General features: G+C 37.4%; 14 protein-coding genes. All 14 read left to right on the top strand.

The features are described 5' to 3' along the window. Positions 1 to 158 precede the first annotated feature (158 nt). The 14 genes from rplS to tsf all read left to right on the top strand — a co-directional run bounded on the left by rplS (position 159) and on the right by tsf (position 14,454). A complete protein-coding gene (rplS, locus tag ACI6MV_RS20370) occupies positions 159 to 503 on the top strand; it encodes a 50S ribosomal protein L19 (protein WP_407272163.1) in 345 nt (114 codons plus the stop codon). A 116-nt stretch (positions 504 to 619) separates the two neighbouring features. Next, positions 620 to 1,177, top strand: a complete 558-nt coding sequence (lepB, locus tag ACI6MV_RS20375) for a signal peptidase I (protein WP_407272164.1) — start codon at positions 620 to 622, stop codon at positions 1,175 to 1,177. A 9-nt stretch (positions 1,178 to 1,186) separates the two neighbouring features. Then, positions 1,187 to 2,035: a ribosome biogenesis GTPase YlqF gene (gene ylqF, locus ACI6MV_RS20380; RefSeq protein ID WP_407272165.1), complete on the top strand. Its 849-nt coding sequence runs from the start codon at positions 1,187 to 1,189 to the stop codon at positions 2,033 to 2,035. Between the two features lie 65 nt (positions 2,036 to 2,100). After that, complete coding sequence (locus ACI6MV_RS20385) at positions 2,101 to 2,880, top strand: ribonuclease HII (protein WP_407272166.1); 780 nt, start codon at positions 2,101 to 2,103, stop codon at positions 2,878 to 2,880. A 93-nt stretch (positions 2,881 to 2,973) separates the two neighbouring features. Further along, on the top strand, positions 2,974 to 4,131 hold the full coding sequence (sucC, locus tag ACI6MV_RS20390; RefSeq protein WP_407272167.1) for an ADP-forming succinate--CoA ligase subunit beta: 1,158 nt from the start codon (positions 2,974 to 2,976) through the stop codon (positions 4,129 to 4,131). 54 nt (positions 4,132 to 4,185) lie between these two features. Continuing rightward, positions 4,186 to 5,088, top strand: coding sequence for a succinate--CoA ligase subunit alpha (gene sucD / locus ACI6MV_RS20395; protein ID WP_407272168.1), 903 nt, complete (start codon positions 4,186 to 4,188; stop codon positions 5,086 to 5,088). A 138-nt stretch (positions 5,089 to 5,226) separates the two neighbouring features. Next, positions 5,227 to 6,051 (top strand): DNA-processing protein DprA, encoded by an 825-nt coding sequence (gene dprA, locus ACI6MV_RS20400; protein WP_407272169.1) that lies wholly within the window; start codon positions 5,227 to 5,229, stop codon positions 6,049 to 6,051. 157 nt (positions 6,052 to 6,208) lie between these two features. Further along, positions 6,209 to 8,287, top strand: coding sequence for a type I DNA topoisomerase (gene topA / locus ACI6MV_RS20405; RefSeq protein ID WP_407272170.1), 2,079 nt, complete (start codon positions 6,209 to 6,211; stop codon positions 8,285 to 8,287). A 278-nt stretch (positions 8,288 to 8,565) separates the two neighbouring features. Further along, entirely contained in the window at positions 8,566 to 9,483 is a 918-nt protein-coding gene (xerC, locus tag ACI6MV_RS20410) for a tyrosine recombinase XerC (protein WP_407272171.1), read from the top strand. A gap of 16 nt (positions 9,484 to 9,499) precedes the next feature. After that, positions 9,500 to 10,045, top strand: a complete 546-nt coding sequence (gene hslV, locus ACI6MV_RS20415; RefSeq protein WP_407272172.1) for an ATP-dependent protease subunit HslV — start codon at positions 9,500 to 9,502, stop codon at positions 10,043 to 10,045. 19 nt (positions 10,046 to 10,064) lie between these two features. After that, entirely contained in the window at positions 10,065 to 11,462 is a 1,398-nt protein-coding gene (hslU, locus tag ACI6MV_RS20420; protein WP_407272173.1) for an ATP-dependent protease ATPase subunit HslU, read from the top strand. Positions 11,463 to 11,509: 47 nt separating this feature from the next. Beyond that, complete coding sequence (gene codY, locus ACI6MV_RS20425) at positions 11,510 to 12,289, top strand: GTP-sensing pleiotropic transcriptional regulator CodY (protein ID WP_407272174.1); 780 nt, start codon at positions 11,510 to 11,512, stop codon at positions 12,287 to 12,289. Between the two features lie 450 nt (positions 12,290 to 12,739). Continuing rightward, positions 12,740 to 13,477: a 30S ribosomal protein S2 gene (rpsB, locus tag ACI6MV_RS20430; RefSeq protein ID WP_407272175.1), complete on the top strand. Its 738-nt coding sequence runs from the start codon at positions 12,740 to 12,742 to the stop codon at positions 13,475 to 13,477. Between the two features lie 89 nt (positions 13,478 to 13,566). Further along, entirely contained in the window at positions 13,567 to 14,454 is an 888-nt protein-coding gene (gene tsf / locus ACI6MV_RS20435) for a translation elongation factor Ts (RefSeq protein WP_407272176.1), read from the top strand.

Below are 14,454 nucleotides of genomic sequence, written 5' to 3' on the forward strand. Positions count from 1 at the left end.
GAAGACTAATTACTAGTTGAACTAGTTCGTGAATTATGATATATTACTTGTTGTGCCCTGCGTAATTTGGAGGGTCGTATAAACGATGTTCCGCTTTCTGTCAATTAGGTGTGGTATACCTATGGATATGAACATTGGTTTGGAAGGAGTGTGACAGGATGCAAAACATAATCGAAGCAGTAACGAAAGAACAACTTCGTACTGATCATCCTGATTTCCGTCCTGGAGATACGGTAAAAGTCCACGTGAAAGTTGTGGAAGGAACCCGTGAGCGTATCCAGGTGTTTGAAGGCGTAGTAATTAAGCGTCAAAACGGCGGAATCAGTGAAACATTCACTGTACGTAAGATTTCTTACGGTGTTGGAGTTGAACGTACTTTCCCAGTACATTCTCCACGTGTTGATAAGATTGAAGTTTCTCGTCGTGGTAAAGTACGTCGTGCGAAACTTTATTACCTACGTGCTTTACGTGGTAAAGCAGCACGTATCAAAGAAATTCGCTAATTGTATTGTAAAAGGAGCTTGCATTGTCAAGCTCCTTTTTTCAGTATATCGTTATACAATTTTAAAATTAGGACAAATTTATTGTAAGAAGCACAATTTTTTTGGGGGTAAAGATTATGGCAAGTAACAAAAAGGAATGGTTGGATTGGGTTAAAGCTCTTGTAATCGCAGGTGTTTTGGCTTTTGTCGTCCGCATGTTCTTTTTTACGCCTATTGTTGTAGATGGTCTATCAATGGAACCGACCCTGGAAAATGGTGACCATATGATTGTCAACAAGATTAGCTACAATTTTGGAGAACCACAGAGGTTTGATATCGTAATATTTCATGCAACAATACAAAAAGATTATATTAAGCGTGTGATTGGTCTTCCTGGTGAGCATGTAGCTGTTCAAGATGATGTGCTATACATAAATAATCAACAAGTGGTAGAACCTTTCTTAGAAGAGTCTAAAGCACAGCTCACAGATAAGATGTATACAGAAGATTTTAGTTTAGAACAGCTTCCAGGAGGCTACGAAACAATTCCAGAAGGGCATGTGCTAGTTCTTGGTGACAATCGAGGCGACTCAACTGATAGTCGATTATTAGGTTTAATCCCTTATGATCAATTGGTTGGTAAGGCAGAGCTATTATATTGGCCATTAGATCGACTTCGATTTGTTAAGGATTAGGAGGATATTATGACTATTCAATGGTTTCCCGGACACATGGCGAAAGCAAGAAGGGAAGTACAGGAAAAATTAAAGTTAGTTGATTTTGTAATTGAGCTAGTTGACGCAAGGGCACCAGGTTCATCTCAAAATCCAATGCTTCATCAAATATTACAAAATAAGCCACGTATGGTGGTATTGATGAAAAAAGATTTAGCTGATCCTGTCATAACACAGCAATGGTTATCGTATTGGAATTCAGCCAACATTCCTGCGCTTGCAGTCGACGTTCAACAGAGGCAAGACATTCAGCAGGTGATTACAGCTGCAAAAGAACTTGGTAATGAAAAATTGGAAAAATTAAAGAAAAAGGGTGTTCGTCCAAGAGCTTCACGTGCCATGATTATCGGTATCCCGAATGTAGGTAAATCAACATTGATTAACCGTCTAGCAAACAAAAAAATAGCTAAAACAGGTGATCGGCCAGGTATTACTACGAATCAACAGTGGATCAAAGTTAAAAAAGATTTTGAATTGTTGGACACACCTGGAATATTGTGGCCAAAGTTTGAAGAGGAGATCATAGGTTATCGGTTGGCTTCTATAGGTACAATCAGAGACCAAATTCTCTCGCTTGAAGATATTGCTGCGTTCGTTGTCAGGTATTTACAGCAGAATTATCCAGACATTCTTGCTTCTAGATACCAAATACCTTCAAAAATGACGGATATGATGGAAATATTTGAGACAATCGGCAAACTGCGCGGCTGTCTTGAAAGTGGTGGAAAAGTTAATATCGATAAGACTGCTGAAGTGGTTATAAGAGATCTTCGTTCAGCTCGGCTTGGACAAGTATCCTTAGAAATTCCAAGTGAATAAAAAACACTAAGGCATTAGTTATGAATAATGCCTCTTATAAGTTTTAAAATGGGGGAATAGAGTTCGTGGGCGACAAATTTTCGATTACAGAAATCAAACAATTACTATTGGATGAAGAAGTTAGTGTCGTCCAATTGGATCAGCTTAAGCAGGATGTACGAATCGGCGTGCAACGATTGTTAAAGCAATATGAAAAAAAAGTAGCAAAACAGCAACAACTTGAGCAGTTATACCATAAAATGTTACATTTTGAGAGAGTGCAGTACCAGCTTGGCAAAAAGATGATTGCTGGTGTAGATGAAGTTGGCAGAGGTCCCCTAGCTGGGCCAGTTGTTGCTGCTGCCGTAATTTTACCTGATGACTTCTACTTGCCAGGAATAAACGATTCTAAACAACTCTCACAACAGCAAAGAGATAAATATTTTGATGTGATTTCAAGTGAAGCAATTAGTTTTGGAATAGGAATGGTACATAATCAAGAAATTGATGAAATTAATATATATCAAGCTACTAAACTGGCTATGAAAAAAGCTATCAATCAATTAACGCTTACCCCAGAGCATGTGTTAATTGATGCTATGCAATTAGAAGATCTGCCTTGTTCGAGTGAGTCTGTAATAAAAGGAGATCAAAAAAGTGTTTCTATTGCGGCTGCTAGTATTGTCGCAAAAGTAACGAGAGATAGATTTATGGAAAATATAGATCATAAATATCCAATGTACAAATTTTCTTCTAATATGGGATATGGAACAAAGGATCATATCCACGCCATAGATAGGTATGGTACCTGTCCCTACCATAGGACATCATTCGCTCCAATAAAACAAGTTCTCACTAATGCCTAATCAATTTAAATGAATTGATGACTAATTGTGGACAGTAGGAGACTTTTTTTTATACAATAAACATGTATGTTAATTAGATAGGGAGGAAGGAAGATGAACATTCACGAGTACCAGGGTAAAGAACTACTTCGAAAATACGGGGTTGCTGTACCTAATGGACACGTTGCCTATACAGTCGAAGAAGCTGTCAAAGCAGCAGAATCATTAAGTAGCAGTGTTACCGTAGTAAAAGCGCAAATCCATGCCGGTGGTAGAGGAAAAGCTGGTGGTGTAAAAGTAGCTAAAAGCCTTGATGAAGTACGTACATATGCGGATGAAATTTTAGGTAAAACCTTAATTACACATCAAACTGGTCCAGAAGGTAAAGAAGTAAAGCGTTTGCTTATTGAAGAAGGTTGCGATATTAAACAAGAATATTATGTAGGCCTAGTATTAGACCGTGCCACTTCAAGAGTTACGATGATGGCTTCTGAAGAAGGCGGTACAGAGATTGAAGAAGTAGCAGCAGAATCGCCGGAAAAAATATTTAAAGAAGTTATTGATCCGGTTGTTGGCTTACTCCCATACCAAGCCCGTAGACTTGCATTTAACATTAATATTCCAAGCGAATATCTTTCAAAAGCGGTTAAATTTATGATGGGCCTTTATCAAGTTTTCGTTGATAAAGATTGCTCAATCGCTGAAATTAATCCTTTAATTACAACCGGCGATGGCGATGTATTAGCACTAGATGCAAAAATGAATTTTGATGATAATGCACTATTTCGTCAAAAGGATATTGTTGCCTACCGTGATTTAGAAGAGGAAGATGAAAAGGAAATCGAAGCTTCTAAATATGATTTAAGTTATATTGCCTTAGATGGAAATATTGGATGTATGGTAAACGGTGCTGGCCTTGCCATGGCAACGATGGATATTATTAAGCATTATGGCGGAGACCCCGCTAACTTCCTTGACGTTGGGGGCGGTGCCACTACAGAGAAAGTTACGGAAGCCTTTAAAATTATCTTATCGGATAAAAATGTTAAAGGAATTCTTGTAAATATATTTGGCGGAATTATGAAATGTGATGTCATTGCAGAAGGTGTAGTTCAAGCAACTAAACAAGTCGGTTTAGAAATTCCACTCGTTGTTCGTTTAGAGGGAACTAATGTTGATCTTGGTAAGAAAATCCTTGCTGAGTCTGGTTTAAACATTACAGCTGCAGAATCGATGGCTGATGGTGCAGAGAAAATCGTATCATTAGTTTAATTCATAATTATATTGCTAAGTTCGTCGGAACTAATAACGAAAGGATGGACCGAAATGAGTGTATTCATAAATAAAGATACAAAGGTTATCGTTCAAGGTATAACTGGTTCTACCGCACTTTTCCATACTAAACAAATGCTTGAGTATGGTACAAAGATTGTTGGTGGGGTAACACCTAAAAAAGGTGGATCAGAGGTTGAAGGAGTACCCGTATTTAATACGGTAAGAGAAGCTGTTGAAAAAACTGGAGCAAATGCATCAGTTATCTATGTGCCTGCTCCATTTGCTGCAGATGCTATTATCGAAGCTGCAGATGCAGAACTTGATTTAGTGATTTGTATTACTGAGCATATTCCAGTCTTGGATATGGCTAAAGTGAAACGTTATTTAGAAGGTAAGAAGACTCGTCTTGTTGGACCAAACTGTCCAGGAGTAATTACGCCGGAAGAATGTAAAATCGGTATTATGCCGGGCTATATTCATAAAAAAGGACATATCGGTGTTGTTTCACGTTCAGGTACATTAACATATGAAGCTGTGCATCAACTGTCTGAGAAAGGCTTTGGCCAATCGACTGCTGTTGGTATTGGTGGAGATCCTGTCAATGGAACGGATTTTATTGACGTGCTACATGCATTCAATGAAGATCCAGAAACAGAAGCGGTTATGATGATTGGTGAGATCGGTGGTACAGCTGAGGAGGAAGCTGCTGAATGGGTTAAAGCCAATATGACAAAGCCAGTTGTTGGCTTTATTGGTGGAGCTACAGCACCTCCAGGAAAACGTATGGGACATGCTGGAGCGATTATCTCAGGCGGTAAAGGTACAGCTGATGAAAAAATTAAAGTATTAAATGCGTGTGGCATTGAAGTTGCTGAAACGCCTTCTGTCATGGGTGAGACTATTATAAGCGTACTAAAAGCAAAAGGCTTGTACGACAAATGTAAAACACATTAACAATTTTTGGGCTGATTCGATGATCGGATCAGCCCAAAAAAATAATATAGTAAGGGAAAGATGTCTGTGAATAATAAAAAATGGTTGTTACTCCTGCTACACAGAACAAGAGGTATAACAAGACCGCTAATTCGAAAAATGTTAAAAAAAGACCCCACATTGGAAAGTATATATCCTTTATCAGCTGCTAATCTTGCACAGACATTTTCTTTGAAACAATCACGAGCAGCTACAATTTATCATGACTGGCACCATGTTTCTACCTCGAAATCATTAGAGAATGATCTTCAATGTTACGATATCCTCACCATTTTTGACCACAACTATCCACCTATGCTTAAAATGATCCAAGATCCTCCACTTATATTGTACCTGCTAGGAAATAGAAATCTATTAAATCATCTACCATCTTTAAGTGTAGTTGGTACTAGAAATCCTACACGCGAAGCAAAAAGAAAAATGGATTATATTTTACAACCGTTAGTAAAGAAAGATTGGTTGTTTGTTAGCGGTATGGCTAGAGGAATCGACACCTATGCACACCAGCTTGCGTTAAATAATAACGGTAAAACAATTGCCGTACTCGGCGGTGGGTTTGACCATATATATCCAAAAGAAAATGAACATCTTTTTTCCGTTTTAGCGAACGCACAATTAGTAATTTCTGAATATCCACCTCATATTCCACCTCAACGTTATCACTTTCCTGAAAGAAATCGAATCATAAGTGGTCTTAGTTTTGGTACAATTGTAATTGAGGCAAAAGAAAGAAGTGGTTCGTTAATAACTGTTGATCAGGCATTAGATCAAGGCAAGCAAGTATTTGCAGTACCAGGGTCTCCTTATATAGCACAAACAACCGGATGTCACAAAATGATTCAAGATGGCGCTAAATTAGTAATAAATACCTATGATTTGGAAGAAGAATGGGAACAAGAACAGCTGAAATGGTGTCGAAATTAATCGAAATTTAATGAATATTGTAGCAATTTATAGGTGTGGAAAGAAATTCATGTTTGACAAATCATTAGTAATTATTTAATAATAAGTAGGATTTATCATTCATATAAAAACACATTATATAAATGTAAAAACGAAGTACCTCTTGGGAGGAAAAGATATGGCAGATTACCTAGTAATTGTTGAATCACCGGCAAAAGCTAAGACAATTGAAAAATATTTAGGAAAGAAATACAAAGTAAAAGCTTCTATGGGACATATTAGGGATTTACCGAAAAGTCAGATGGGAGTCAATGTAGAAGAGCAATTTGATCCTAAGTATATCACTATTAGAGGTAAGGGCCCCGTCCTTAAAGAATTAAAAACCGCAGCGAAAAAAGTAAAAAAAGTTTTCCTAGCGGCTGACCCGGATCGCGAAGGGGAAGCAATTGCATGGCATTTAGCTCATAGCCTTGACATTGATGAAACATCAGAGTGTCGCGTTGTATTTAACGAAATTACCAAAGATGCTGTTAAGGAATCTTTTAAGCATCCTAGAACGATTAATATGGATCTTGTCAATGCGCAACAGGCGCGCAGAATCTTAGACCGGCTTGTCGGATATAACATTAGTCCTTTGTTATGGAAAAAGGTTAAAAAAGGACTTAGTGCGGGTCGGGTACAATCTGTTGCGGTAAAAATGATTATGGACCGGGAAAGAGAAATAGGCAGATTTGAGCCAGAAGAATACTGGTCTATTGAAGCAAGCTTTATGACAAATAAAGAGGAATTTGAAGGCGCTTTTTATGGAATAGATGGTAAAAAGCAAGACCTACCTAACAAAGAGGAAGTAGATCAAATTTTAGCTAAGCTAAAAGGTAAGAGCTTTCAAGTTGATAAGGTAAATAAACGTGAGAGAAAAAGAAACCCAGCATTGCCTTTCACGACTTCTTCCTTACAACAGGAGGCAGCGCGCAAACTTAACTTTAGAGCTAGGAAGACCATGATGGTTGCGCAGCAATTATATGAAGGAATAGATTTAGGCAAGGCAGAAGGCGGTATAAACGGGTTAATAACTTATATGCGTACAGATTCAACAAGATTATCGGAAACAGCAAAACAGGAAGCCGCTAATTATATCACCGATAACTTCGGAAAAGAATATTTAGGATCTTACAAGCAGGGGAAAAAGGCTGAAGGAGCACAAGATGCACACGAAGCGATTCGTCCAACATCTGCTTTCCGTGATCCGAAATCAATTAAAAGTATCTTATCCCGTGACCAGTATAGACTGTATAAATTAATATGGGACCGCTTCACTGCTAGCCTTATGGCACCTGCGGTCATGGATACGATGACTGTTCATCTACTAAACGAGGGTGTAGAGTTTAGAGCAACCGGCTCAAAGGTTAAGTTTAATGGGTTTATGAAAGTTTACATCGAAGGTAATGATGATAATAAAGAAGAGAAAGATAAATTTCTACCAGATTTACAAGAAGGAATGACTGTTGCCGCAGAGGAGATTATACCAAATCAACATTTCACACAACCACCTCCAAGGTACACAGAAGCTAGATTAGTCAAAACGATGGAAGAACAGGGCATCGGCAGACCTTCTACTTATGCGCCGACTTTGGACACCATACAACGCAGAGGTTACGTTACGTTAGATAATCGACGTTTTGTGCCAACAGAGCTTGGGGAAATTGTTATTGATTTGGTTGAAGAATTTTTCCCGGAAATCATTGATGTAGATTTTACAGTAAAGATGGAGTCTGACCTAGACTCTATTGAAGAGGGTAAAATAAAATGGGTTAGTATCATCGATGGTTTTTATCAAGGATTTGAAAGTCGTTTAGAAATTGCCGAGAAAGAAATGGAAACGGTAGAAATAAAAGATGAGCCAGCAGGAATTGACTGTGAAAACTGTGGTCATGGCATGGTTTATAAAATGGGTAGATATGGAAAGTTTCTGGCTTGTTCAAATTTCCCGGAATGTAGAAATACAAAACCAATTCTTAAAGAAATTGGAGTAAATTGCCCGAAATGTAAAGAAGGCAATGTGGTTGAACGTAAAACAAAGAAAAGAAGAACATTCTATGGATGCGATCAATATCCAGAATGCGATTTTATTTCCTGGGACAAACCAATATCAAGACCGTGTCCAAAATGTGACGAATTACTTGTAGAAAAGAAAATGAAAAAAGGAACACAAATTCACTGCACCAATTGTGACTATAAAGAAGAGCCGCAGAGTTAAGTTAAGAAAAAAAGCTACTGAAAATCAGTAGCTTTTTTTGCTGTTGTAATCATAACAATATCGATCGGTGAAAGACTAGTATCAAAATCAAAAAAATATTTTGTCAATTTAGATGGATTAAGTGTAGATTTGTATTATAATGGCTATGCTTTATTAATAATAAAGTGAATTAAATAGGATTATAAACAATTCAGAATTTTATTGCAATTTAGTAAAATTTATTGCATATACAGATTAGTTATGTTACTATTTATCTGCCTTAAAGCGAGGTGAATAATATGGAAAAGTTTGAAGATTACGGCAAATCATTTCTTGAATATTTACAAATAGAAAAGAATGCTTCACCGTACACAGTTAAATTTTACTTACAGGATTTAGAAAGCTTTTTCAGTTTTATATCTCGAGAAGGTGTAAATTCTTTTGATGCAGTAGACTATCAAATGGTGCGAATTTATCTAACAATGTTATATGAGCAAAAATTGTCAAGGCGAAGCGTGTCCAGAAAGATTTCAAGTTTAAGGTCCTTTTTCCGGTTTTTAGAAAGAGAACAAAAAGTTGAAAGCAATCCATTTGTTAACGTTACCTTGCCCAAAGCGTCACAGCCTGTGCCTGAGTTCCTATATAAGGAAGAACTAAAACAATTGTTCTCCGTAAGTGATATAAGCACCCCCACTGGTCAAAGAAATCAGGCTATATTAGAATTAATGTACGCAACCGGTATTCGCGTAAGTGAGTGTATAGGGTTATCAATTGAAGATATTGATTTTTATTTAGGTACGATACTAGTAACTGGTAAAGGAAGAAAAGAGCGTTACATCCCTTTTGGACGTTTTGCGGAAACGGCATTACAGCAATACATAAATCATGGTCGTTTAGTCTTGTCTGAACACACAGATAAGCATACTTCGAAGCTATTTCTAAATCATCGAGGTGCGCCAATTACCGCAAAGGGAATAGCTTATATTCTAGAAAAACTGGTTGAGCAAGCCGCACTAACAATAAATATTCACCCACACAAACTAAGGCATACATTTGCTACACATATGCTGAATGAAGGTGCTGATCTCAGAGCGGTTCAGGAGTTGTTAGGTCATGAACACCTATCAACAACTCAAATCTATACGCATGTAACGAAAGATCACTTACGTAACATTTATATGAACAGTCATCCTCGATCTGGGAAACAGAAAAAATAAGGAGTGAGGTGGATCGATGAATCACGAATTTCATGCAACCACCATATTCGCTGTACAACATAATGGACAATGTGCAATGAGTGGTGATGGTCAAGTTACAATGGGAAATGCAGTTGTAATGAAACATAAAGCTAAGAAGGTCCGTAGATTATTTAAAGGGCAAGTGCTTGCTGGTTTCGCTGGATCTGTAGCAGATGCTTTTACCTTATTTGAAAAGTTTGAAGCTAACTTAGAAGCCTTTAACGGAAACCTTTCCAGGGCTGCTGTTGAACTAGCAAAGGAATGGAGAAGTGACAAGGTATTGCGCAGGCTTGAGGCAATGCTGATCGTGATGAATAAAGACGAAATGTTGCTCGTTTCAGGCACTGGTGAGGTCATAGAACCGGATGACGGTATTCTGGCAATTGGGTCTGGTGGGAATTACGCATTGAGTGCAGGTAGGGCATTAAAACGCTATACAAATGAATTTACTGCTAAACAAATTGCGCAAGCAGCGTTAGAAATTGCCGGTGAGATTTGTGTTTACACGAACGATCAAATAACGTTAGAAGTGCTTGAATAATAAGGAGGCTTACAATAGTATGGCGATAACGATGACGCCTAGACAGATTGTCGAGCAGCTAGACCAATATATTATCGGTCAAATGAGCGCCAAGAAATCCGTTGCTATTGCACTGCGTAACCGCTATAGACGAATGCAACTGGATGACAAAATGCGCGATGAAATTGTACCGAAAAACATATTAATGATTGGTCCTACCGGGGTCGGAAAAACAGAAGTTGCTCGAAGGCTCGCAAAATTAGTTGGTGCCCCATTTGTAAAAGTTGAGGCAACCAAATTTACAGAAGTTGGTTATGTGGGTCGTGATGTAGAATCAATGGTCCGTGACCTAACTGAAATGTCTATACGCATTGTAAAAGAAGAAAAAATGAAGGGTGTTATGGAAAAAGCCGAGCATTTGGCGAATAAACGATTAGTAAAAATAATCGTCCCCTCAGAGAAAAAGCAAAACAATTTTAAGAATCCATTAGAAATGTTCTTTACTCCTCAAACAGATGAGGAGCCAAAAGCGCAGGAAGATGATAAACAAGAAATTGAATCTAAACGTAAGCAAATAGAACACCAGTTGTCACTTGGCGAGTTAGAGGACCGAATGGTTTCTATTGAAGTAGAGGAACAAACATCATCATCCATGTTTGATATGCTTTCAGGTTCTGGTATGGAGCAAATGGGCATGAACATGCAGGATGCGCTCGGTCAGTTTATGCCTAAAAAGAAAAAGAAACGAAGGTTGCCAGTATTAGAAGCACGAAAAGTTCTCATTCAACAAGAGGCTCAGAAGCTAATTGATATGGATGAGGTAATCCAAGAAGCTGTTGAGAAAACAGAACAAGCAGGTATCATTTTCATTGATGAAATTGATAAAGTTGCCGGGAAAAGTGATCAACAGTCAGCAAATGTTTCCAGAGAAGGCGTCCAGCGTGATATTCTACCAATAGTAGAAGGTTCTACTGTAGTAACAAAATATGGTCCAGTCAAAACAGATCACATTTTGTTTATAGCTGCGGGAGCATTTCATATGGCTAAGCCTTCTGATTTAATTCCTGAACTACAAGGTCGTTTTCCAATTCGTGTTGAATTTGAAAAGTTAACTGTTGATGATTTTAAGCGTATTTTAATTGAACCATCCAATGCATTATTAAAGCAGTATACAGCACTTCTGAAAACAGAAGGAATTAATGTTGTATTCAAGGATGAAGCGATAACCAGGTTGGCTGAAGTAGCATTTGAAGTTAACCAGGAGACTGATAATATTGGTGCAAGAAGATTACACACGATTTTAGAAAAATTATTGGAAGACTTGTCTTTTGAAGCTCCTGATATTAATATGGAAACGATTGAAATTACAAAAAGCTATGTAGATGATAAACTAAGTACAATTGCAAAAAACAAAGACCTAAGTCAATATATACTATAACTGCGAACAACAACCTATACAAGTCAAGGAAGGGATAGATACACAACATGGAATTATTAGATCGAGCAAGGAAAGTCAACTCAATGCTACAAAAAACAACAGGGAAGACAGTTAATTTCAATCAAATGGCTGCAACACTAAGAGACATTATTTCTGGAAATATCTTCGTAGTTAGCCGTCGAGGCAAGCTATTAGGATTCGCTATTAACCAGCAAATTGAAAATGAGCGCATGAAAACAATGCTAGAACAAAGACAGTTTCCTGAAGAATATACAGATAGCCTGTTCACTATTCAATCAACAACATCAAATTTAGATATTGAAAGTCCATATACTGCTTTCCCGATTGAAAACAAAGAACTATTTAAAACAGGCCTAACTACAATTGTGCCGATCATAGGCGGTGGAGAGCGCTTAGGTACATTAATTCTTAGCCGTTTAACACAAAGCTTTAGCAATGATGATTTGTTGTTAGCTGAATACGGAGCTACAGTAGTTGGAATGGAAATATTACATCAAAAAACAGAAGAAATTGAAATGGAAGCAAGAAGTAAAGCTGTTGTTCAAATGGCAATTAGTTCGTTATCTTATAGTGAATTAGAAGCGATTGAACATATTTTCGAAGAACTAGATGGCGATGAAGGCCTACTTGTTGCTAGTAAAATTGCAGATCGCGTAGGTATCACAAGATCAGTAATCGTTAATGCTTTAAGGAAGTTAGAAAGTGCAGGCGTAATTGAGTCTCGTTCTCTAGGAATGAAGGGAACATATATTAAAGTATTAAACGGAAAATTCTTAAATGAACTTCAAAAAATAAAATCTAGCTAACCATCCAATTTTTAATTGAGTGATTATAAAAATGATGAAGTTGACACAAACACAAAAGTATTCCTCCTAACTTTTTGGCGGAATGCTTTTTCTTTTGTTTTTTGTTTAGATAATGAAACATAAGGAAATAATCTAATAGAAGCTAGTATACATATTGTTGTATTTTATTCAGTTAGTACTCGCTAGTACATCGACTGTAGAATTTAACACAATCAATCTCGCAGAAACAGTTGGATTCTGCTACAAAAGGACAATTAGTCTGTACTATTAAATAAAATCAGACAGAATCATTCAAAATTGCTTGATTGCAAGTGATGGCTATGGTATATTTACTTTTGGTGTTATTACACACGTTTGTGGATTTGGTAAGGGGTGCTAATGAATCCATTAGTCTTTACGAATGATGAAACAAGCGGAGGGACACAAAACCAATCTTAGGAGGAAATTTTCATGGCAGTTATTTCAATGAAACAACTACTTGAAGCTGGTGTACACTTTGGTCACCAGACACGCCGTTGGAATCCGAAAATGAAGAAGTATATCTTCACGGAACGTAACGGTATTTATATCATCGACCTACAAAAAACAGTGAAAAAGGTCGAAGAAGCGTACAACTATATTAAGGACGTTACTGCTGATGGTGGTACTGTACTTTTTGTTGGTACGAAAAAACAAGCACAGGAATCTGTGAAAGAAGAAGCAATCCGTTCTGGTATGTATTTCGTTAACCAACGTTGGTTAGGCGGTACATTAACGAACTTCGAAACAATCCGTAAACGTATTAGCCGCTTAAAAGACATTAAGCGTATGGAAGAAGACGGTACATTTGATGTACTTCCTAAAAAAGAAGTTGTTGGACTTCTTAAGGAAAAAGAACGTCTTGTTAAATTCCTAGGCGGTATTGAAGATATGAAAAAAATACCTGATGTATTATTTATTATTGATCCACGTAAAGAACGTATTGCGGTAGCAGAAGCTCATAAATTACACATTCCTATCGTTGGAATCGTCGATACAAACTGTGACCCAGACGAAATCGATTATGTAATTCCAGCTAACGATGATGCTATTCGTGCTGTAAAACTTCTAACCGGTAAAATGGCTGACGCTATTTTGGAATCAAAACAAGGTGAAGTTACTGAAGAAGTAGAAGAGCAAACAGCTGAAACTGAAACTGTAACAGAGTAGTAAAGGTTTAGGGAGGTGATAAGAGGGAAACCTTTTATCACCTTTTTTACAGATAATCTGAATTAATTTTCCATAAGGAGGAAAACAAAATGGCAGTAACAGCTCAAATGGTTAAGGCACTTCGTGAAAAAACTGGTGCAGGTATGATGGATTGTAAGAAGGCTTTACAGGAAACTGATGGTGATATCGAACAAGCAATTGAATATCTACGTGAGAAAGGTATCTCAAAAGCTGCTAAAAAAGCAGACCGAGTTGCAGCTGAGGGCTCTACACACATTGAGGTAGACGGAAATACCGCTGTATTATTTGAACTTAACTGTGAAACAGACTTCGTAACGAAGAACGATCAATTCAAAAACTTACTTAGTGAATTAGGTAAGCACTTAGTACAACAAAAACCAGCATCGGTTGAAGAAGCTATGAAACAGAACCTTCACGGAGATGGTCAAAACGTAGAAGAATTTATCAACTCTAATATTGCAAAAATTGGAGAAAAATTATCACTTCGTCGTTTCGTTATTGCTGAGAAATCAGATAATGACGCATTTGGTGCCTATATACATATGGGTGGTAATATCGGTGCATTATCTGTTTTAGAAGGTACAACTGATTCAGATTTTGCAAAAGACATTTCTATGCACATTGCAGCTGTTAACCCACGATACGTTTCTCGTGACGAAGTGGCAACAGAAGAAGTTGATAAAGAGCGTGAAGTTCTTAAAACACAGGCGCTTAATGAAGGTAAACCAGAGAAGATCGTAGAAAAAATGGTTGAAGGACGCCTAGGTAAATTCTTTGAAGAAATTTGCTTATTAGAGCAAAGCTTTGTTAAAGATCCAGATCAAAAAGTGAAAAAAATCGCAGAAGCAAAAGGTGCTACTGTTAAAGGATTTGTACGTTATCAAGTTGGAGAAGGTATGGAAAAACGTGCAGATAACTTTGCAGAAGAAGTAATGAGCCAAGTGAAAAATAAGTAA

The organism is Radiobacillus sp. PE A8.2, assembly GCF_045635475.1.
Classification (GTDB): Bacteria; Bacillota; Bacilli; order Bacillales; family Amphibacillaceae; genus JBJGXI01.

What these genes read in the sequence shown, in the direction of transcription:
- rplS (WP_407272163.1), top strand. Translation starts at nt 159, where the DNA reads ATGCAAAACATAATCGAAGCAGTAACGAAAGAACAACTTCGTACTGAT.
- lepB (WP_407272164.1), top strand. Translation starts at nt 620, where the DNA reads ATGGCAAGTAACAAAAAGGAATGGTTGGATTGGGTTAAAGCTCTTGTA.
- ylqF (WP_407272165.1), top strand. Translation starts at nt 1,187, where the DNA reads ATGACTATTCAATGGTTTCCCGGACACATGGCGAAAGCAAGAAGGGAA.
- sucC (WP_407272167.1), top strand. Translation starts at nt 2,974, where the DNA reads ATGAACATTCACGAGTACCAGGGTAAAGAACTACTTCGAAAATACGGG.
- sucD (WP_407272168.1), top strand. Translation starts at nt 4,186, where the DNA reads ATGAGTGTATTCATAAATAAAGATACAAAGGTTATCGTTCAAGGTATA.
- dprA (WP_407272169.1), top strand. Translation starts at nt 5,227, where the DNA reads ATGTTAAAAAAAGACCCCACATTGGAAAGTATATATCCTTTATCAGCT.
- topA (WP_407272170.1), top strand. Translation starts at nt 6,209, where the DNA reads ATGGCAGATTACCTAGTAATTGTTGAATCACCGGCAAAAGCTAAGACA.
- xerC (WP_407272171.1), top strand. Translation starts at nt 8,566, where the DNA reads ATGGAAAAGTTTGAAGATTACGGCAAATCATTTCTTGAATATTTACAA.
- hslV (WP_407272172.1), top strand. Translation starts at nt 9,500, where the DNA reads ATGAATCACGAATTTCATGCAACCACCATATTCGCTGTACAACATAAT.
- hslU (WP_407272173.1), top strand. Translation starts at nt 10,065, where the DNA reads ATGGCGATAACGATGACGCCTAGACAGATTGTCGAGCAGCTAGACCAA.
- codY (WP_407272174.1), top strand. Translation starts at nt 11,510, where the DNA reads ATGGAATTATTAGATCGAGCAAGGAAAGTCAACTCAATGCTACAAAAA.
- rpsB (WP_407272175.1), top strand. Translation starts at nt 12,740, where the DNA reads ATGGCAGTTATTTCAATGAAACAACTACTTGAAGCTGGTGTACACTTT.
- tsf (WP_407272176.1), top strand. Translation starts at nt 13,567, where the DNA reads ATGGCAGTAACAGCTCAAATGGTTAAGGCACTTCGTGAAAAAACTGGT.